Source organism: Microbacterium sp. NPDC003461, assembly GCF_053588335.1.
Map to the genome: position 1 here is coordinate 1 of NZ_JBSFPT010000042.1, position 19,097 is coordinate 19,097.

General features: G+C 71.3%; 16 protein-coding genes. 5 read left to right on the forward strand and 11 right to left on the reverse strand.

Features of this window, described 5'->3' with window-relative positions:
* Positions 1-155: 155 nt before the first annotated feature.
* The 4 genes from rpsO to ACWDR7_RS12305 form a co-directional block, all read right to left on the reverse strand.
* On the reverse strand, positions 156-425 hold the full coding sequence (gene rpsO, locus ACWDR7_RS12290) for a 30S ribosomal protein S15 (protein WP_449855182.1): 270 nt from the start codon (positions 423-425) through the stop codon (positions 156-158).
* Between the two features lie 194 nt (positions 426-619).
* Positions 620-1,168 carry a YceI family protein gene (locus ACWDR7_RS12295; RefSeq protein ID WP_449855183.1) on the reverse strand — a complete coding sequence of 183 codons (549 nt, stop codon included), beginning with the start codon at positions 1,166-1,168 and terminating at the stop codon, positions 620-622.
* A gap of 154 nt (positions 1,169-1,322) precedes the next feature.
* A complete protein-coding gene (locus tag ACWDR7_RS12300; protein WP_449855184.1) occupies positions 1,323-1,694 on the reverse strand; it encodes an FKBP-type peptidyl-prolyl cis-trans isomerase in 372 nt (123 codons plus the stop codon).
* 188 nt (positions 1,695-1,882) lie between these two features.
* On the reverse strand, positions 1,883-3,121 hold the full coding sequence (locus ACWDR7_RS12305; RefSeq protein WP_449855185.1) for a PrsW family intramembrane metalloprotease: 1,239 nt from the start codon (positions 3,119-3,121) through the stop codon (positions 1,883-1,885).
* Between the two features lie 124 nt (positions 3,122-3,245).
* Between ACWDR7_RS12305 and ACWDR7_RS12310 the strand changes: the two genes are divergently transcribed.
* The gene (locus ACWDR7_RS12310; protein WP_449855186.1) at positions 3,246-4,115 is read left to right on the forward strand and encodes a fumarylacetoacetate hydrolase family protein; all 870 of its coding nucleotides are present in this window, start codon (positions 3,246-3,248) and stop codon (positions 4,113-4,115) included.
* Between the two features lie 106 nt (positions 4,116-4,221).
* Here the strand turns inward: ACWDR7_RS12310 and ACWDR7_RS12315 are convergent, their stop codons facing one another.
* Positions 4,222-5,664: an aspartate ammonia-lyase gene (locus ACWDR7_RS12315; RefSeq protein WP_449855187.1), complete on the reverse strand. Its 1,443-nt coding sequence runs from the start codon at positions 5,662-5,664 to the stop codon at positions 4,222-4,224.
* Between the two features lie 59 nt (positions 5,665-5,723).
* A complete protein-coding gene (locus ACWDR7_RS12320) occupies positions 5,724-6,623 on the reverse strand; it encodes a phosphodiesterase (protein ID WP_449855188.1) in 900 nt (299 codons plus the stop codon).
* 61 nt (positions 6,624-6,684) lie between these two features.
* Between ACWDR7_RS12320 and ACWDR7_RS12325 the strand changes: the two genes are divergently transcribed.
* On the forward strand, positions 6,685-8,808 hold the full coding sequence (locus ACWDR7_RS12325; RefSeq protein ID WP_449855189.1) for a S9 family peptidase: 2,124 nt from the start codon (positions 6,685-6,687) through the stop codon (positions 8,806-8,808).
* 7 nt (positions 8,809-8,815) lie between these two features.
* On the opposite strand, the gene ACWDR7_RS12330 is transcribed toward ACWDR7_RS12325, so the two are convergent.
* Together ACWDR7_RS12330 and secA are read right to left on the reverse strand one after the other, a co-directional pair.
* The gene (locus ACWDR7_RS12330) at positions 8,816-10,039 is read right to left on the reverse strand and encodes a pyridoxal phosphate-dependent aminotransferase (protein ID WP_449855190.1); all 1,224 of its coding nucleotides are present in this window, start codon (positions 10,037-10,039) and stop codon (positions 8,816-8,818) included.
* Positions 10,040-10,130: 91 nt separating this feature from the next.
* Positions 10,131-12,905: a preprotein translocase subunit SecA gene (secA, locus tag ACWDR7_RS12335; protein ID WP_449855191.1), complete on the reverse strand. Its 2,775-nt coding sequence runs from the start codon at positions 12,903-12,905 to the stop codon at positions 10,131-10,133.
* 320 nt (positions 12,906-13,225) lie between these two features.
* On the opposite strand from secA, the gene ACWDR7_RS12340 reads away from it, so the two are divergent.
* Positions 13,226-14,788: a stealth family protein gene (locus ACWDR7_RS12340; protein WP_449855192.1), complete on the forward strand. Its 1,563-nt coding sequence runs from the start codon at positions 13,226-13,228 to the stop codon at positions 14,786-14,788.
* Between the two features lie 102 nt (positions 14,789-14,890).
* Here ACWDR7_RS12340 and ACWDR7_RS12345 read toward each other — a convergent pair whose 3' ends face one another.
* Complete coding sequence (locus ACWDR7_RS12345; protein WP_449855193.1) at positions 14,891-15,835, reverse strand: phosphodiesterase; 945 nt, start codon at positions 15,833-15,835, stop codon at positions 14,891-14,893.
* Between the two features lie 181 nt (positions 15,836-16,016).
* Between ACWDR7_RS12345 and ACWDR7_RS12350 the strand changes: the two genes are divergently transcribed.
* Positions 16,017-16,613: a PadR family transcriptional regulator gene (locus ACWDR7_RS12350; RefSeq protein ID WP_449855194.1), complete on the forward strand. Its 597-nt coding sequence runs from the start codon at positions 16,017-16,019 to the stop codon at positions 16,611-16,613.
* Between the two features lie 120 nt (positions 16,614-16,733).
* Positions 16,734-18,065 (forward strand): hypothetical protein, encoded by a 1,332-nt coding sequence (locus ACWDR7_RS12355; protein ID WP_449855195.1) that lies wholly within the window; start codon positions 16,734-16,736, stop codon positions 18,063-18,065.
* A 30-nt stretch (positions 18,066-18,095) separates the two neighbouring features.
* Here ACWDR7_RS12355 and ACWDR7_RS12360 read toward each other — a convergent pair whose 3' ends face one another.
* Both ACWDR7_RS12360 and ACWDR7_RS12365 read right to left on the reverse strand, forming a co-directional pair.
* Positions 18,096-18,290: a hypothetical protein gene (locus ACWDR7_RS12360; RefSeq protein WP_449855196.1), complete on the reverse strand. Its 195-nt coding sequence runs from the start codon at positions 18,288-18,290 to the stop codon at positions 18,096-18,098.
* Between the two features lie 207 nt (positions 18,291-18,497).
* Positions 18,498-18,782, reverse strand: a complete 285-nt coding sequence (locus tag ACWDR7_RS12365) for a GIY-YIG nuclease family protein (protein ID WP_449855197.1) — start codon at positions 18,780-18,782, stop codon at positions 18,498-18,500.
* Positions 18,783-19,097: the final 315 nt, after the last annotated feature.

The window sequence follows — 19,097 nt, forward strand, 5'->3', positions numbered from 1 at the left end:
GCCGCCTCGCCGGCGCGGAAGCGCCGGCGCGAGCACGCGAGCGGCACCCGCGCAGCGGGGGCCCGAGCGCGCGCAGACGCTTCTAAAAAAGAAAGAACCCGCCCCACACCTGGGACGGGTTCTCCGGAAGACGATTGAACGCTGGTGCGCGTGCCTTATCGACGCAGTCCGAGACGCTCGATCAGCGAGCGGTAGCGCTCGATGTCGATGTCCTGGAGGTAGCCGAGCAGTCGACGGCGCTGACCGACGAGCAGGAACAGCCCACGACGCGAGTGGTGGTCGTGCTTGTGCTCCTTGAGGTGCTCCGTGAGGTCCTTGATGCGCTGCGACAGCATCGCGACCTGCACCTCGGGGGAACCGGTGTCACCGGGGTGCGTCGCGTACTCTTCGATGATCGCCTTCTTGACGTCTGCATTCAGTGCCATAGAACCGATCCCCTCTCTCCTCGTTGCGCGGCGCCCGACGCCTGATGCGCGAGCTCTCTTTCTCCGCGGCCGATCAAACGGCAACCAAGCGAGTCTACCAGCCGCCGCGGCCGTCGCGCACCGCGACGTGGGCGGCCACCCGCAGACGCGGAAGGGGCGGGCACCTTCCGGCACCCGCCCCTCCCCCGAGCCGCTTACGCCTGGAGGGCGCCCTGCAGGTCGAGCGTGATCGTGACGTCCTTGCCGACCAGCACGCCGCCGGTCTCGAGCGCGGCGTTCCAGGTGAGGCCGAACTCCTCGCGGTCGATCGTGGCCGTGCCCGTGGCGCCGGCCTTGTAATTGCCCCACGGGTCGACGCCGAAGCCGCCGAACTCCACGGTGAACGTGACGGGCTTGGTGACGCCCTTGATCGTCAGGTCGCCGTCGACGAGGAAGTCGCCGCCCTCGTGGCGCACGCCGGTCGAGACGAACTCGATCGTGGGGTGGTTCTCGGCGTCGAAGAAGTCGGCCGAGCGGAGGTGCTGGTCGCGACCCTCGTCCTTCGTGTTGATCGAGGCGACGTCGGCCTTCGCCGTGACGCTCGCCTCGAGCGGGTTCTCGGGGGCGACGATGGTGCCCTCGATCACGTGGAAGGCACCCTTGACCTTCGAGATCATCATGTGACGGACGGTGAAGCCCACCTCGCTGTGCGCGGGGTCGATCGCGTAGGTGCCGGGACGGTAGCCGGGGATCTCGATGGTCATGTCTCTCCTCGTAGAAGTCGTGCCGGTGACGGCGGTGTACGCATGACAATACCTATGCGCCCGCATATATTCCCGAGCGGCGGATGAATATCTGGGAAACAGCGACGCTCCCCGTGCGACGAATCGCGCGGGACGCCTCGGGTGGATCGACGACTCAGGCCACGTCGATGAGGTCGATGACGAAGATCAGCGTCTTGCCGCTGAGGAAGTGGCCGGCGCCGGCGGGGCCGTACGCGAGGTGCGGCGGGACGACCAGCTCGCGGCGTCCGCCGACCTTCATGCCGGGGATGCCGTCCTGCCAGCCCTGGATGAGGCCGCGCAGCGGGAACTGGATGCTCTCGCCCCGGTTCCACGAGGAGTCGAACTCCTCGCCGGTCTCGTACTCGACGCCCGCGTAGTGGACGGTGACGGTGTCGCCGGGCTTCGCCTCGGCGCCGTCGCCCACGCTGAGGTCGCGGATGACGAGCTCGGAGGGCGCGGGGCCCTCGGGTGCGTCGAACTCGGGCTTGGTGCGGTCTGCGCTCATGCGTCCATACAAACACGGAGGGTCCGGATGAACACGCGGTTCTCCCGACAGCGAAACCGGCGGTTCGTCGTGGTCGCGACAGCATTCAGCGCCCGGGCCGCGACGATGTCTGCGAGTCGACCGGGCGCTGAATGTGATCTGCACCCAGGATGCGCCCGCGCACCGGGGCGTGTCAAGACCCCGCGCGCTCAGGACGCGAGCATCGCCCGCCGCGTGGCGGCGGCGCGGTGCAGCAGGAGGTGCTCGTCCTCGATGGCGCCGGGGTCGCGGCCGGTGAGCGCGCGCTGACGCGCCATCGCGAGGGCCGTCGCGTCGCGGATGAAGGAGTTCATGAGGGCCACGGCCCGCGCGCTGCGCGTCATCGCCCAGCGCCTGCCGGCGCGCCGGCCCGCCGCCGTCGCGAGCATGTCGACCTCCTGCCAGGTGAACCATCCGGCGCCGGCGTACTCGCCCAGCCGCTCGCGCGTCAGCCGCATCTCCTCCCTGCGCAGCCGCACGATGCACCCGATGAACAGCAGGAAGATCGGCACCTCCACGAGCGCGTAGAGCGTGTAGAACGAGTTCGGAAGGAAGATGTCGAGCACCGCGGAGGCGTTCCAGAGCATGTGCAGCGCGACGCCGAGGCCGTAGCCGAGCAGGGCGAACAGCGGCACGCTGCGCCCGCCGCGCCGGGCCAGCCCGATCATGAGGCCGATCGCGCCCGTGAACATCGCGTGCGCGAAGGGCGAGAGCACGCCGCGCATGAAGAAGTTGTGCGCGACGCCCTCGAAGCCGCCCGTGTAGAGCGCGATCACGAAGTACTGGATGTTCTCGGTGAAGGCGAACCCGGCGCCGATGAGCATGCCGTAGACGATCCCGTCCACCGGCCCGTCGAAGGCGTTGCGCGCCATCCACAGCACGAGGAGGATGCCGAGCAGCTTCCAGCCCTCCTCGAGCAGGGGCGCGCGCAGGATGATCGAGAGGATCTCCGCGAGGAACGGATCCATGCCCCACGCGCCGGCGATCGCATCGAGCACGGGGATCGTGAGCAGCGTCAGGGCGATTGCGGCGATCGCGCCCCACGCGAGCGCGAAGATGATGAGCGAGCGCGGCTCGGGCTCCCAGCGATCGATCACCAGCGTGACGGTGAGGATGACCCCGGCGAACGGGACGAGGGCGACGACGCTCGTGATCGCCACGCCGAGCACGCCCAGGGAGGCGACGAAGTAGCCGGCGACCGCGACGGCGAGCACGGCGAGCAGGATCCAGATCCACAGCCACGGCGCCCTGCCCTTGGTGGGCACGGGCGGCAGCTGCAGGTGCGCCTCCTGCGGCGCGGCCGGCGGGATCGTCGCCGGGAGCGCATGCGGGGGCTGCGCCAGGGGCGACGGCCATGCGTGCATGGGCGCCTGCAGCGGCGTCCCGGTGTCTCCGCCCGCGTATGTCATGCGTCTCACTCTATGGGCGGCGCGGGCGCGCCCGCAGGGGCACTTCTCCCCACCCGGCGGGCGCCGACACCGCGCATTCACCCGCGCGCCACGGCCCCGGGGATGCCCCTCCTAGAATGGAGCGATGCGCTTTTCCCACCTCGTGCTGCCCGGCGCCTCCGCGCCCACCCTCGTCGTCAAGGAGGGTGACGAGGCGGTCCCGGTCGCCACGCTCGTGGACGATGCGCCGCGCTCGCTGGACGAGCTCGTCGCGGCCGGCCCCGACGCGCTGACGGGCATCCGCGAGGCGCTCGCGGCGGGGCGCGGCCAGCGCGTCGCGTTCGCCGACGCCGGATACGCCCCCGCGCTGCTGCGCCCGCCGGCGATCATGGCGGTCGGCCTCAACTACGCCGCCCACTCGGGCGAGCTGAACCTCAAGACCGATGCCACGCCGACGGTGTTCACGCTGTGGCCGAACTCGCTCGCCGGGCACGACGGCACCACGACGTGGTCGCGCGGCCTCACGGGCGCGGTCGACTACGAGGCGGAGCTCGGCGTCATCATCGGCCGCCCCGCCAGGGATGTGAGCGAGGACGAGGCCCTGGACTTCGTGTTCGGCTACACGGTGGTCAACGACATCTCGGCGCGCGACATCCAGTACTCCGAGGCGCAGTGGAGCCGCTGCAAGTCGCTCGACGGCTTCACGCCCGTGGGCCCCGACGTGGTGACGGCCGACGAGATCGCCGATCCGCAGGACCTGCACATCTGGACCCGGATCAGCGACGAGCTGCTGCAGGACGGATCGACGGGGCAGATGGTCCGGTCGGTCGCCACGCTCATCGCGCACCTCTCGCAGGGCATCACGCTGCTGCCCGGCACGCTCATCTCGACGGGCAGCCCGGGCGGATCCGGCTTCTCGCGCACACCCCAGGTGCTGCTGCAGGACGGCACGACGGTCACGGTCGGCGTCGACGGCATCGGCGAGCTGACCACCCACTGCCGCATCGTCGACTGATCCCCTCGCCCTCCCGCCGAACCCGCGCTCGCTCGCCGAACCCGCGCTCCATCCGGCGCGGGTTCGCGGATCGAGGGCGGGTTCGCGGGCAGCGGGGATCTACCGGTTAGGGCAGGTCCTCCGGGGAGATGACGGGGATCGCGCTCGTGATGGGCTCGATGCCCGACAGCCGCTCGGGGCGCAGCTGCTTGCTGACCTCCTCGCGGGTCATGAGCCCGGCCTCCACGACGAGGTCGGCCACATTGCGGCCCGTGAGCAGCGCCGTCTTGGCGAGGGCCGCGGCGGCGGAGTAGCCGATGAACGGCGTGAGCGCCGTGATGACGCCCACCGACGATCCGACCATCGCCCCGAGCCGGCCGCGGTTGGCGGTGATGCCGTCGACGCAGTGGATGCGGAGCATGCGCATGGCCTGGCGCATCCACGTGATGGACTGCAGGATCGAGTGCGCGATGACGGGCTCGAAGGCGTTCAGCTGCAGCTGCCCCGCCTCGGCGGCCATCGTCACGGTGATGTCGGCGCCGACGACCGAGAACGCCACCTGGTTCACGACCTCGGGGATGACCGGGTTGACCTTGCCCGGCATGATGCTGGAGCCGGCCTGCTTGGCCGGCAGGTTGATCTCGCCGAGGCCCGCCTGCGGGCCGGAGGAGAGCAGCCGCAGGTCGTTGCAGATCTTCGACAGCTTCATGGCGTTGCGCTTGAGCGAGGACGAGAACGACATGAACGCGCCCATGTCGCTCGTCGCCTCGACCAGGTCGGTCGCCGTCGTGAGCGGGAGTCCGCTGATCTCGGCGAGGTGACGCCGCACGGCCTCGGCGTAGCCCGCCTGTGCCGTCACGCCCGTGCCGATGGCCGTCGCGCCCATGCTGATCTCGGTGAGCAGGGCGGCGTTCTCGCGCAGCCGCTGCAGGTCCTCGCCCATCGTCGTCGCGAAGCCATGGAACTCCTGCCCGAGCGTCATCGGCACGGCGTCCTGCAGCTGCGTGCGCCCCACCTTGAGCACGTCGCGGAACTCCACCGACTTGGCCAGGAACGACCGGCGCAGCAGGTCGAGCTCCTCGAGGAGGGCGACGTGCACGAACGAGACGGCGAGCTTGATGGCCGTGGGGTACACGTCGTTCGTGGACTGGCTGCGGTTGGTGTGGTCGTTCGGCGAGAGCCAGGCGTAGTCGCCCTTCTCGCGCCCCGCCAGCTCGAGGGCGATGTTCGTGATGACCTCGTTGGCGTTCATGTTCGTCGAGGTGCCCGCCCCGCCCTGGATCACCCCCACGCGGAACTGATCGTGGAACTCGCCGTCGATCACGCGCTGCGCGGCGCGGTCGATGAGATCGGCGCGCTCGGCGTCGAGCACCCCGATGTCGCGGTTCGCCCGCGCGGCCGCCTGCTTCACCATCGCGAGTGCGACGATCAGCTCCGGATACACCGAGATGGGGCGGCGCGAGATGTCGAAGTTGTCCATCGCGCGGGCGGTATGGATGCCCCAGTAGGCCTCGGCGGGCACCTCGAGGGAGCCCAGGGAATCGGTTTCGGTGCGCGTCTGTGCTGCCACACGGCGAGCCTATCCGCGCCGCCCGGGAACTCCGTGAGCACCGGCGCGGCGGCGGGCGATCAGCCCCGCGGCGGCTTGCGCGAGAAGCGCTCGAGGCGCTCCTGCGGGCTGAGCGCGGCCATGCGCTCGTACCACTCGGGCGTGAAGTAGTCGCCGGACTCGGCCGCCGCCACCGGCACGACCGTGTGGGTCACGACCTCGTCGTACACGTGCACGAGATGGAACGACTGCCCGGCGTCCATGCCGTTCACGCGCCGGCCGGCGCGGGCGACGTCCATCGTGTAGCACGTGGCCGCCGCGACGCTCACGGGAACGCCCACGAACGTGCCGCTCATGGAGTAGTGCAGGTGCCCGGCCAGGATGCCCCGCACATCCGTGCCGCGGATGACGTCGGCGAGGGCGTCCTGCTCGCGCAGCTCGAGGATGTCGAACAGCGGCACGTGGCTGGGCAGCGGCGGGTGGTGGAGGGCGAGGATCGTCCCGAGCGGCGCCGGCGTCGCGAGCTCGTCGCGCAGCCACTCGAGCTGCGCCGCGTCGACCTCGCCGTGGTGCCAGCCCGGCACCGTGGAGTCGAGCGCGATGAGCCGCAGGCCGCCGAGGTCCCACACGCCGGTCACGGGCTCCCCGGTGGGGTCGAGCCCCAGCAGGTCGCGGCGCAGCTCGGGCCGCTCGTCGTGGTTGCCCGCGACCCACACGACGGGCGCGCCCATCCGCTCGGCCACCGGCTCGACGATGCCGCGCAGCCGCGCGTACGCGTCGGGCTCGCCGAGGTCGGTGAGATCCCCGGTGAACACGAGCGCGTCGGGCCGCTGCTCGAGCTGCTCGACGCGGGCCAGGGTCTCGCGCAGGTGCTCCTCGACGGCGTAGCGGCCGCCGAGCGCCGCTCCCCCGGCGAGCAGATGCGTGTCGCTGAGGTGGACGAGGGTGCGCATCGCGGGAGCGTGCCGGCCGAACTGCATGGGGGCATCGTAGACCGGGCGGATGACACCGCCGGAAAGAACACCAACTACCGTGGATCGGGTGACCTCCGAAGCCGTCCCCGTGCCCGTCCCGTCCGCCCCGATCGCGCCGAAGCGCCCCGTCGCCCGCACGCACCACGGCGACACGTTCGAGGATCCGTGGGAGTGGCTGCGCGCCAAGGACGACGCCGAGGTGATCGCGCTGCTCGAGGCCGAGAACGCCCATGCCGATGCCGCCCTCGCGCGGCTCGAGCCGTTGCGCGAGCGGCTCTTCCAGGAGATCAAGGGACGCGTGCGCGAGACCGACCTGAGCGTGCCGAGCCGCCGGGGCGAGTGGTGGTACTACGGCCGCACCGTGGAGGGCAAGCAGTACGGCATCCAGTGCCGCGCGCCGATCGCCTCGCCGGACGACTGGACCCCGCCCGTCCTCTCCCCCGACGTGGACGTGCCGGGCGAGCAGGTACTGCTCGACTCGAACGTCGAGGCCGAGGGCCACTCCTTCTTCTCGCTCGGATCGTTCGACGTGACGAACGACGGCACGCGCATGCTGTGGGCCGTCGACGTGACCGGCGACGAGCGCTACACGATCCGCGTGCGCGACCTCGTGACGGGCGCGACGCTGCCCGACGTCATCGAGGGCGCCTTCGGCGGCGCGCACTTCCTGCCCGACGGCCGGCACCTCATCTACACAACGGTCGACGACGCGTGGCGCCCGAACCGGGTGTGGCTGCACCGCGTGGGCGAGCCGGACGGCAGCGGCGACATCGAGCTGTACGGCGACGACGACGAGCGGTTCTGGGTGGGCGCGGGCGTGACGCGCAGCGAGCGCTTCCTGCTGGTGGAGTCGGGATCGAGCATCACGAGCGAGGTGTCGATCCTCGACGCCGCCGACCCCACCGCCGGCGCGCGCGTCGTGTGGCCGCGCCGCGAGGGCGTCGAGTACGGCGTGGACCACGCGGTGGTCGACGACCAGGACTGGCTCTACATCCTGCACAACGACGGCGCCCTCGATTTCGAGCTCGTGCGCGCGCCGCTGTCCGACCCCACCGACACCGAGGTGGTGCTGGCCCACGAGCCGGGCCGTCGCCTGCTCGACATCGACTGCTTCCGCGACTTCGCCGTCGTGGAGTACCGCCGCGAGGGGCTGCCGCGCGTCGCGCTGCTCGATTACCCCACGGGCGTGCTCACCGAGCTGGAGTTCGCCGATCCGCTCTACGCCGTGGGCGCCTCGGGCAACGCCGAGTGGGCGCCGCCCGTGATCCGCCTGGGCTACGGCTCGTTCACGACGCCCGGCACGGTGTACGAGTACGAGGTCGCCACGGGCGAGCTGCACCTGCGCAAGCAGGCCGAGGTGCTGGGCGGCTACGACCCGGCCGACTACGATCAGGCCCGCCTGTGGGTGCCCGCGGCGGACGGCACGCGCATCCCCGTCTCACTCGTGTGGAAGCGATCCTTCGGCGAGCCGGGAGCGGCGCCGCGCCCCGTGCACCTGTACGGCTACGGCTCGTACGAGCACTCGATCGACCCCGGCTTCTCAGTGGCGCGGCTGAGCGAGCTCGACCGCGGCGTGCTCTTCGCCGTCGCCCACGTGCGCGGCGGCGGCGAGCTGGGGCGCCAGTGGTACGAGGACGGCAAGCTGCGCGCCAAGCGCAACACCTTCACCGACTTCGTCGACGTCGCCCGCTACCTCGCCGACAACGGGTACACGACGCCCGACCGGATCGTGGCGGAGGGCGGATCGGCGGGCGGCCTGCTCATGGGCGCGGTGGCGAACCTCGCCCCCGACGCGTTCGCGGGCATCCTCGCCGACGTGCCGTTCGTCGACGCGCTGACGACGATCCTCGATCCCTCGCTGCCGCTCACGGTGATCGAGTGGGACGAGTGGGGCGACCCGCTGCACGACCCCGAGGTCTACGCGTACATGAAGTCGTACACGCCCTACGAGAACGTGCGCGAGGGTGTGACCTACCCGCGCATCCTCGCCATGACGAGCCTCAACGACACCCGCGTGCTGTATGTGGAGCCGGCCAAGTGGGTGCAGCGCCTGCGCGAGGTCGGCGCCGACGTGCTCCTGAAGTGCGAGATGGTCGCCGGGCACGGCGGCGTGAGCGGCCGCTACAACTCGTGGCGCGAGCGCGCCTTCCAGCTCGCCTGGATGCTCGACGTGCTGGGGCTCGCCGACTGAGCGCCGGTCACTGCCTGTAGCTCGCGAGGAAGTTGCCGAGGCGCTCGATCGCCTCGGCGAGCACGCGGGGCTCGGGCAGCGTGACGACGCGCAGGTGGTCGGTCGTGGGCCAGTTGAACCCCGTGCCCTCGACGAGGAGGATGTGCTCGCGCACGAGCAGGTCGTAGACGAGCTTCTTGTCGTCGTGGATCTCGTGCACCTCGGGGTCGAGGCGGGGGAAGGCGTACAGCGCGCCGCGCGGCTTCACGCACGAGACGCCCGGAATGGCGTTCAGCCCCTCCCACGCCACGTCGCGCTGCTCGTGCAGGCGCCCGTCCGGCGCGATGAGGGCGTCGATCGACTGCACCCCGGTGAGCGCCGCGAGCACGGCGTGCTGGGCGGGCACGTTCGCGCACAGCCGCGTGGAGGCGAGCAGCTGGATGCCCTCGAGGAACCCGGCCGCGTGCTTCTTGGGCCCCGTGATCACGACCCAGCCGGAGCGGTAGCCGGCCACGCGGTACGTCTTCGACAGGCCGTTGAACGTCAGGCACAGCAGGTCGGGCGCCACCGAGGCGGTGGGGATGTGCTCGGCCTCGTCGAACAGGATGCGGTCGTAGATCTCGTCCGACAGCAGCAGCAGCGAGTGCTCGCGCGCGATCTGGGCGATCCCCTCCAGCAGCTCGCGGCTGTACACCGCGCCGGTCGGGTTGTTCGGGTTGATGACGACGAGGGCCTTCGTCTGCGGGGTGATCTTGGCGCGGATGTCGTCGAGGTCCGGCTGCCAGCCGTTCTCCTCGTCGCACAGGTAGTGCACGGGCGTGCCGCCCGACAGGCTCGTCATGGCCGTCCACAGCGGGTAGTCCGGCGCGGGGATCAGCACCTCGTCGCCCTGGTCGAGCAGCGCCTGCATGGTCATGGTGATGAGCTCGGACACGCCGTTGCCGAGGTACACGTCGTCCACGTCGAACGCGGGGAATCCCGCCACGTTCTCGTAGCGGCTCACGATGGCGCGGCGCGCCTCGACGATGCCGCGGCTGTCGCTGTAGCCGTGCGCGTTCGGGACGGCGCGGATCATGTCGCGCACGATCTGATGCGGCGCCTCGAAGCCGAAGATCGCCGGGTTGCCCGTGTTCAGCTTGAGGATCGTGTGGCCCTCGGCCTCGAGCCGCGCCGCCTCCGCCAGTGCCGCGCCCCGGATCTCGTACAGGACGTTCTTCAGCTTGGAGGACTGGTCGAGGGGGCGAAGGCTCATCGCATCAGGATACGCGCGCGGTCGGCCCGGTCCCCGCGACGGGACCGGGCCGATCCGCACCCCGTGGACCGCTCGGGGGCCGGCGCCCCGGCTACTTCTTGCGGCCGGCGCGGCGCGCGGCGCGGTTGCCCGCGGGCTGCTGCGCGGCCTGGTCGGCCGCCTGGCCGAACGCGCTCTGCGGGGCGGCCTTCGCGGCGCCCGCCGTGCGGGGCGTCTTGGCCTTGGGCGCGGTCTGCACCTGGCCGCGGTCGTTGCGCACCTCGATGTCGCCGTCCTCGCTGGGTGCCGAGTACTCGAGCTGCTGCGGCCCCTGCTCCTCCGACAGGCCCTTCGCCTCGACCTCGGCCTGTTCGCCGTCGCCCGCGCGGCGCACCTCGACCTCGAGGTTGAAGAGGTAGCCGACCGACTCCTCCTTGATCTGGCCCATCATCGACTGGAACATCGTGTAGCCTTCGCGCTGGTACTCGATGAGCGGGTCGCGCTGGGCCATGGCCCGCAGGCCGATGCCGTCCTTGAGGTAGTCCATCTCGTAGAGGTGGTCGCGCCAGCGGCGGTCGAGCACCTGCAGCACGACGCGGCGCTCGAGCTCGCGCATCGCGGCCTCGCCGAGCTGCTCCTCGCGCTTGGCGTAGGCGATCCGCGCATCGCTGATGAGTTCGCGCTTGAGCCCCTCGGCGGTGATGCCGCCCTTGCGCCCCGCGGCCTCCGCCACGACCTCCTCGATCGTGACGCCCACGGGGTACATCGTCTTCAGCTCGGCCCACAGGGCGTCGAAGTCCCAGCTCTCGCTGTGCCCGCCCGCCGTGTGCTCGTCCACCACCGACGTGATGGCGTCCTCGAGGAAGTGCTGCACCCGGTCCTTGATGTCGTCGCCCTCGAGGATCCGTCGGCGGTCGCGGTAGATCGCCTCGCGCTGGCGGTTGAGCACGTCGTCGTACTTGAGCACGTTCTTGCGCGACTCGGCGTTGCGCGACTCGATCTGCGACTGAGCGCTCTTGATGAGCCGGCCCACGATCTTCCAGTCGATCGCGACGTCCTCGTCCACGCCGCGCGCCAGCAGCGCGTCGGTGGAGCCGCGCCCGAAGCGGCGCATCAGGTCGTCCTGCAGCGACAGGTAGAAGCGGCTCTCGCCCGGGTCTCCCTGGCGGCCGGAGCGACCGCGGAGCTGGTTGTCGATGCGGCGCGACTCGTGACGCTCGGTGCCGAGCACGTACAGGCCGCCCGCCTCGCGGACCTTGGCGGCCTCTTCCTCGACCTCGGCCTTGGTCTCGGCGAAGACGGCGTCCCACTCCGCCTCGTACTCCTCCGGGGTCTCCTTCGGGTCGAGGCCCTTCTCCTTCATCCGCTGCACGGCGAGGAACTCGGCGTTGCCGCCGAGCATGATGTCGGTGCCGCGGCCGGCCATGTTCGTCGCGACCGTCACGGCGCCCAGGCGACCGGCGCGCGCGACGATCTCGGCCTCGCGCGCGTGGTTCTTCGCGTTCAGCACCTCGTGGCGGATGCCCTTCTTGGCGAGCAGGCGCGAGAGGTACTCGCTCTTCTCGACGCTCACCGTGCCCACGAGCACGGGCTGGCCCTTCTCGTGCCGCTCGACGATGTCGTCGACGACCTGGGCGAACTTGCCCTGCTCGGTCGCGTAGACGAGATCCGACTGATCCTTGCGGACCATGGGACGGTTCGTCGGGATCGGGACGACGCCGAGCTGGTAGGTCGACATGAACTCGGCGGCCTCGGTCTCGGCCGTGCCCGTCATGCCCGAGAGCTTCTCGTACAGGCGGAAGTAGTTCTGCAGCGTGACCGTGGCGAGCGTCTGGTTCTCGGCCTTGACCGGCACGCCCTCCTTGGCCTCGATGGCCTGGTGGATGCCCTCGTTGTAGCGGCGGCCCACGAGGATGCGGCCCGTGTGCTCGTCGACGATCATGACCTCGTCGTTCATGACGACGTAGTCCTGGTCTCGCTTGAACAGCGCGAGCGCCTTGATCGAGTTGTTCAGGAACGAGATGAGCGGGGTGTTCGCCGACTCGTAGAGGTTGTCGATGCCGAGGTAGTCCTCGACCTTCTCGATGCCCGCCTCCAGCACGCCGACGGTGCGCTTCTTCTCGTCGACCTCGTAGTCGACGCCCTCCTCGAGCGTGCGCGCGATCTTGGCGAACTCCGTGAACCAGCGGTTCGCGTCGCCCTGCGCGGGGCCCGAGATGATGAGCGGCGTGCGGGCCTCGTCGATGAGGATCGAGTCCACCTCGTCGACGATCGCGAAGAAGTGGCCGCGCTGGACGATGTCCTCCTTGCGCCAGGCCATGTTGTCGCGCAGGTAGTCGAAGCCGAACTCGTTGTTCGTGCCGTACGTGATGTCGGCGGCGTACTGCTCGCGGCGCTCGGCGGGCTTCTGGCCCGACACGATGATGCCCGTGGTCATGCCGAGGGCGCGGAACACGCGGCCCATGAGCTCGGCCTGGTACGACGCGAGGTAGTCGTTCACGGTGATGACGTGGACGCCCTTGCCCGCGATGGCGTTGAGGTACGCGGGCAGCGTGGCGACGAGCGTCTTGCCCTCACCGGTCTTCATCTCGGCGATGTTGCCCAGATGCAGGGCCGCGCCGCCCATGACCTGCACGTCGTAGGGGCGCATGCCGAGCGTGCGCTTGGCGGCCTCGCGCACGGCCGCGAAGGCCTCGGGCATCAGCTGGTCGAGCGTCTCGCCGGCCTCGTAGCGCGCCCGCAGCTCGACCGTCTCGTTCCGCAGCTCGTCGTCGGTGAGGGACTCGTAGTCCTCCTCGAGGGCGCCGACGGCGCGCACGACCTGCTGCAGCCGCCTGCGCACACGCCCTTCACCGGCGCGGAGCAGCTTCTCGAAGGGGTTCGCCACGTGACATCTCCTCGTAGATCGCAGCGCTCTGGTGCGCCGCCTCCCGCCCCATCCGGGAACGGGCATACACGGCCATGCTATCCGTCGTGACCCGGGGTCGCGTCAGTGGCTTCCCAGCCTGGCGGCGGTCCCCCATCATCAGGAAATATGCGCGCAACCTGGATCGTTTACGATCTGTACGTCCACCGTTCCCCTCCGCGTCACCGACGACGGATCGCGGGGACGGCACGCGGGCCGCGCAGGCGGCCCTCCCCGGCGCCCTCCGGCGCCGATGCTCTGTCGACGACGGCCGCGGCCGTGAGGAGAATCCGAGGTGATCGATGACGTTTCTGGGCACTGAGCACACGCCGTTCGACGACGTGCGACGCGACCACACCATCCCCGACGCGCGCACGCGCGTGCTCACGGGGCTCCCGCACCTCGTCGAATCCGCGACGCCTCTCGAAGCCCAGACGTCCGATCTGCTCGCCCTCGCCGACATCCTGGAGGACGCCGGCCTCGCCCCGCTGCTGCTGCGCCGATCCAGCGGGCGGCCGGCACTCGCCGTGCCCGCCGCCGAGCGCCAGGCGGCGCTGACCGCGCTCTCCCGCGCGTCCGACGGCGAGCCGTGGGTCGCGCGCCGGCCGGGCGGGCGGCTCGTGCCGCTGCAGGGCGACGCCGCGCGCGCCTTCGGCCGGCACGACGTCGCCACGCTGTTCCGGCCCCGCATCGTCCCCGGCGAGCGCCCCGCGTCGGTGGCCGCGGCCGGCACGCTCCGCTACGGGCACGAGACGGGCATCCGCGTGGAGTTCTGGCACTTCGACGCCGGCCAGGTCACGGCGCCGCGGCCGAACGCGCTCACCCGCCGGCACATGGCCGCCGAGGACCTCGAGTTCGAGACGGTGGAACAGCACGGCCGCTCGTGGCGCACGCTGCGGGGCATGTTCACGCCCCTCGCGCACGAGTTCACCGAGGACGTCGACATCGTCTTCTCGTGGGTGGACGGATCCTCCAGCGAGTTCCAGCGCAAGCGCGCCGAGCGCCTGGGCGCCTACGTCGTGGGCGACGGCGACGACCACGCCGCCCGCTTCCGCCAGGTGGACGAGCTGCGCTACGCCCTGCGCAGCGTGCACATGTTCGCGCCGTGGATCCGCACGATCTGGATCGCGACCGACAGCCCCGCCCCGGCGTGGCTGAAGGACCACCCGAAGGTGCGGATCGTGCGCAGCGAGGAGTTCTTCGCCGACCCGAGCGTGCTGCCCACGCACAACTCGCACGCCGTCGAGGCGCAGCTGCACCGCATCCCCGGCATCGCGGAGCACTTCCTGTACTCCAACGACGACATGTTCTTCGGCCGCCCCGTGCGCCCCGAGCTGTTCTTCACCGCCTCCGGGCTGACGCAGTTCGTCGAGTGCGACGTGCGCATCGGCATCGGACCCTCGCGCACGCACCGCAGCGGCCACGACAACGCCGCCAGGGTCAACCGGGAGGTGCTCGAGCGCCGCTTCGGCCGGGTCATCACGCGCGATCTGCAGCACTGCGCCACGCCCCACCGCCGCAGCGTGATGTTCGAGCTCGAGCGCGAGTTCCCCGAGGAGATCCGCCGCACGGCCGCCGCGCGCTTCCGGAGCGCGACCGACGTGTCGGTCACGAACTCGCTGTACCACTACTACGCGGCGTTCACGGGACGCGCGCTGCCGACCTCGGTGCCGCGCACGCGCTACATCCAGACCACGCAGGCCGCGGCACTGCCCCGGCTGGAGAAGCTGCTGGAGCGGCGCGATGCCGACATGTTCTGCCTCAACGACGGCAGCGTGCCCGAGATCCCCGAGGAGCTGCGCGAGCGCGTCGTGCGCGACACCCTCGAGGCGTACTTCCCCGTCAAGGCCCCCTGGGAGCGCTGAGCCGGCTCAGCCCAGACGGTGAGGGTCCGCGAGCCCGCGCTCGATCCGCGAGCCCGCGCCGGATCGGGGGCGGGTTCGGCGATCGAGTGCGGGTTCGGCGACTCAGCCCAGGACGGGAAGGGGCGCCGTCGGCGGGGCGATGCGGTCGGCGCGGGCGCGCGTGGAGTCGCGGATCACCACGCCGGCGGCCTCGAGGCGTCGGCGCGTCTCGTCGGCCGTCGTCACCTCGGCCGGCGGGGCGTCGCTGAACGGCACGACCGAGTGCACGATCGTCTCGTCGTACACGTGCACGAGGTTGTACGCCTGCGCGCCGTCGCGCGGCGCCATGCCGCCGTCGGCGACGGCGAGGTCCTGCGTGTAGCAGCTCGACGACGCGACGGAGACGGGGATGCCCGCGAACGTCGCGGTCGTCGAGAAGTGCACGTGGCCGGCGAGGATCGAGCGCACATCGGTGCCGCGCAGCACGTCGGCGAGCGCGCGCTGATCCCGCAGTTCCACGATCGTGGCCAGATCCAGCACGCACGGCACGGGCGGGTGGTGCATCGCGAGGATCGTGCCGTGCGGAGCGGGGATCGACAGCTCCAGCTGCAGCCAGTCCCGCTGCGCCTGCGACACCTCGCCGTGGTGCGCGCCGGGCACCGAGGTGTCGAGCACGATGAGGCGCAGGCCGTCGATGTCGTAGACCGCGTCGACGGGATCGGTGCCCGACGCGCCCAGCAGCTCGCGCCGGAAGCCGTCGCGGTCGTCGTGGTTGCCCATCACCCACACGACCCGCGCGCCGAGCCGCTCGGCGGCGGGCTCCACGATCGCCCGCAGCTGCGCGTAGGCCTCGCGCTCGCCCAGGTCGACGAGGTCGCCCGTGAACACGATCGCGTCGGGGCGGGCGCCGGAGGCCTCGAGCTGATCGAGGATCCGCCGCAGGTGCGCGGCGGCGTCGATGTCGAACACGCCGCCGTGCGCGCGCAGGTGCGTGTCGCTCAGGTGGACGAGCAGGTGACTCGGGCGGGAGTACTCGGCGGTGCGCGCCGACCCGGCTGTCTCAGCCATGGCCCCCAAGTTACCCGCGCCTGAGCGCGGCGGCGCCGACACCCCGCCGTCGTGGGTGAACATCCGGGGAACTCTGCATGGCGGTTCAGGCTCGCCGCTCACGCAGGAGCGAGCGGGGCTTTCCAGGTATGCATATACTCGGCACATACATACCCGGAAATCCTTTGCGAACGGAGTGCCGATGTCGGTCCGCCAGAGCCTGCTCGCCATCCTCGATCAGGGCCCCTGCTACGGCTACCAGCTGCGGACGGAGTTCGACCGCCGCACGGGGTCGACCTGGCCGCTCAACGTGGGGCAGATCTACAACACGCTCGAGCGCCTCGAGCGCGACGGGCTCGTCGGCCGCGACGACGCCGACGACCAGGGGCACGTCTTCTGGCGGATCACCGACGCGGGCCGCGCCGAGGTCACCTCGTGGCTGGCCTCGCCCGTGGAGCGGGGCCAGGGCACGCGCGACGAGCTCGCGATCAAGCTGGCCCTGGCCGCCACGCTGCCCGGCGTCGACGTCGCCGAGGTCATCCAGACCCAGCGGCGCGCGACGCTGTCGCAGCTGCAGACGCTGCAGCGCGCGAAGTACGCGGGCGCCTCGCCGGACGGCCCGGAGGAGCTGGCGTGGTCGCTCGTCGTGGATTCCATGATCTTCGCCGCGCAGGCGGAGGTGCAGTGGCTCGACCACACGGAGCAGCGCCTGCGGGCCCACCCGCAGCGCGCCCTCGACCTGGAGCTGTCCACCGATCGGCCGAAGCGCGGCCGCCCCGCGAAGGCCGTGCGCGCATGAGCGCGGACCATCGCGCGATGGGTGCGGGACGGCGGGTCCACGCGCCGCAGTCGCGGAACGCCAGGCCGCACAGCGGCCGGATATGAAGCGACCGCCGCAACGCAACCGTAGGATCGACTCATGGCGGGTTTCTGGGGCAGGCGGAAGCGCGAGGCTGACGAGCAGCAGGCGGCCGAGGACGCGTCGCTCGCGCGCCGCGCGCAGGCGGCGCTTGTCGCGACGGACGAGCGGATCCGCTCGACCTCCGACGAGGTGGCGTTCGCGGCGGCGGAGCTCGGCGACGGCCCGACGGCCGACATCCGCGCGGGGCTCGAGGCGGTGCGCACGCACATGGCCGAGGCGTTCCAGCTGCACCAGCTGAACCACGACGAGATCCCGGACACCCCCGAGGAGCTGCGCACGCGCAACGCGCGCATCATCCAGCTGTGCGAGTGGGCCGAGGACGTGCTCGACGAGCGCACCGAGAAGCTGAAGGCCGCCGTCGACAAGGTGCGCCAGGCCCCGCAGATCCTCGAGACCGTGCGCCGCGAGGCCGAGGAGCTGCGCGCCCGCATCCCCGGCACCCGCACGACGGTCGAGCGACTGTCGGGCCGCTACAGCGCCGCGGCGCTTCACCGCGTCTCCGCCAACCCCGACGAGGCCGAGCAGCTGCTGGAGTTCGCCGTGCACTCCGCCGACGTCTCCGCGCGCCGCCGCGAGGCCCGCCGCACCGAGGAGGCGCTCGTCGCGCTCGAGACGGCGACGGAGGCCGTGCGCCGCGCCCGCACGATCATCGACGGCGTCGAGGACTTCGAGATCGAGGCGATGCGCGCGCAGTCCACGCTCGCCGACGTCGTGGCCGACTCGCGTTCCGACATCGTCGAGGCCCGCACGGCCCCGCAGACCCCCGAGGTGCTGCAGGCGATGGCGAACCTCGAGCGCGCCCTCGCGGCGCTGCCCGGACCCGGCACCCCCTCCGATCCCTTCGAGGACCTCGCGAAGCTGCGCGATGCGAACGCCGCGCTCGATGCCGCGGTGGCGAAGGCGCGCGAGCGCGCCGCCCGCCCGATCCCGTCCATCGAGCACGTGCGCCACGAGCTCGACTCGGCCGACCGCACGATCGGCGTGGCGAACAGCCTCATCTCGGGTCATCGCGGCTACATCGGCGCCGACGCCCGCACGCGCCTGGCGGAGGCGCAGCGCCTGCGCCTCGACGTCGACAGGATGATCCCCGACGAGGACACCCGCGAGCAGGCACTGCTGCTGGCCCGCCGGGTGGGCCAGCTCGCGCAGGAGGCGCTGCAGCTGGCCCAGCGCGACATCGACCAGGACCGCCCGGACGACTGGGGCGGCTGGGGCGGACGCGGCGGCGGCCGCCGGGGTGGCGGCTTCGGCGGCGGGGGCGGCGACCTCCTCGGCCCCGTGGTCGGCGGCCTCCTGCTCGGCGGCCTCATCGGCGACATCTTCGACTGAGCGAGCCGCCGCGCCGCGCGGGCCGCTCTCCTAGTGCGGCGGCAGCTTCGCCACGCCGTGGCGTGCGGGCTCGTCCGGCTCCGCCGCGGTCTCGGGCGAGGCCTGCGATCCGCCCTCCGGAGCATCGCTGCCGGGATAGCTCGGCTGCTCGACCTCGTCGCCCTCGCGTTCCTCCTTCGGGGGCAGGTGGTCGAGCGGCTTCTTCGCGTCATCTCGATTGCTCATGCCGCCAGCCTGCGACATCGTCCCGTCGCCGCCGAGGGGCTTGCGCGGTACCGTCCCCCCTGTTCCACCCGGGCTTGCACTGGTCGCTTCATCTCCGCGGCTGCGCCGCTCCGTTCAGCAACCGAGGGGAACCGCCGGGTCACACCCATCGGTTGCTGAACGGAGGCCGCGAAGCGGCCGGAGATGAAGCGACCACCGCAACGCGACTCAGCGCTCCCGGCGCTCCCGCAGGTACGCGCGCACCGAGGGCACATTCCCCTCGATGAAGCGCCGCTTCTTCTCGTGACTCCAGCCCTGAATCCGCTTCTCCCACGCGAAGGCCTCCTCGACGCGCTCGAAGTGCTCGCTCCACGCGAGCCGGATCGGCAGCCGGTGCCGCGTGTACGCCGCTCCCAGTCCGTTCTCGTGCTGCCACAGGCGGCGGTCAAGGTCCCATGTGCTGCCGGTGTAGTACGTCCCATCCCGGCACTCGAGGATGTAGAGGTACGGCATGTCACGGACCGTACGCGCGAGGCGAGCCGCGTCCGCACGGATCCACAGCGAGTGATGTCGCAGACGGTGAGAACCCCCGCTGTGAGCGAGCCGACGATCTTGCGGTGGTCGCTTCATCTCCGCGGCTCCGCCGCTCCGTTCAGCAACCGAGGGGAACCGCAGGCTTGCAGTGGTCGCTTCATCTCCGCGGCTCCGCCGCTCCGTTCAGCAACCGAGGGGAACCGCGGGCTTGCGGTGGTCGCTTCATCTCCGCGGCCTCCGGCCGCTCCGTTCAGCAACCGAGGGGGAACCGCGGGTCCCACCCATCGGTTGCTG

Coding starts and splice junctions, on each gene's coding strand:
- ACWDR7_RS12355 (WP_449855195.1), top strand. CDS start 16,734: ATGGCGGGTTTCTGGGGCAGGCGGAAGCGCGAGGCTGACGAGCAGCAG.
- ACWDR7_RS12305 (WP_449855185.1), bottom strand. CDS start 3,121: ATGACATACGCGGGCGGAGACACCGGGACGCCGCTGCAGGCGCCCATG.
- ACWDR7_RS12300 (WP_449855184.1), bottom strand. CDS start 1,694: ATGAGCGCAGACCGCACCAAGCCCGAGTTCGACGCACCCGAGGGCCCC.
- ACWDR7_RS12310 (WP_449855186.1), top strand. CDS start 3,246: ATGCGCTTTTCCCACCTCGTGCTGCCCGGCGCCTCCGCGCCCACCCTC.
- ACWDR7_RS12340 (WP_449855192.1), top strand. CDS start 13,226: ATGACGTTTCTGGGCACTGAGCACACGCCGTTCGACGACGTGCGACGC.
- ACWDR7_RS12295 (WP_449855183.1), bottom strand. CDS start 1,168: ATGACCATCGAGATCCCCGGCTACCGTCCCGGCACCTACGCGATCGAC.
- ACWDR7_RS12350 (WP_449855194.1), top strand. CDS start 16,017: ATGTCGGTCCGCCAGAGCCTGCTCGCCATCCTCGATCAGGGCCCCTGC.
- ACWDR7_RS12360 (WP_449855196.1), bottom strand. CDS start 18,290: ATGAGCAATCGAGATGACGCGAAGAAGCCGCTCGACCACCTGCCCCCG.
- ACWDR7_RS12345 (WP_449855193.1), bottom strand. CDS start 15,835: ATGGCTGAGACAGCCGGGTCGGCGCGCACCGCCGAGTACTCCCGCCCG.
- ACWDR7_RS12365 (WP_449855197.1), bottom strand. CDS start 18,782: ATGCCGTACCTCTACATCCTCGAGTGCCGGGATGGGACGTACTACACC.
- ACWDR7_RS12320 (WP_449855188.1), bottom strand. CDS start 6,623: ATGCAGTTCGGCCGGCACGCTCCCGCGATGCGCACCCTCGTCCACCTC.
- ACWDR7_RS12330 (WP_449855190.1), bottom strand. CDS start 10,039: ATGAGCCTTCGCCCCCTCGACCAGTCCTCCAAGCTGAAGAACGTCCTG.
- rpsO (WP_449855182.1), bottom strand. CDS start 425: ATGGCACTGAATGCAGACGTCAAGAAGGCGATCATCGAAGAGTACGCG.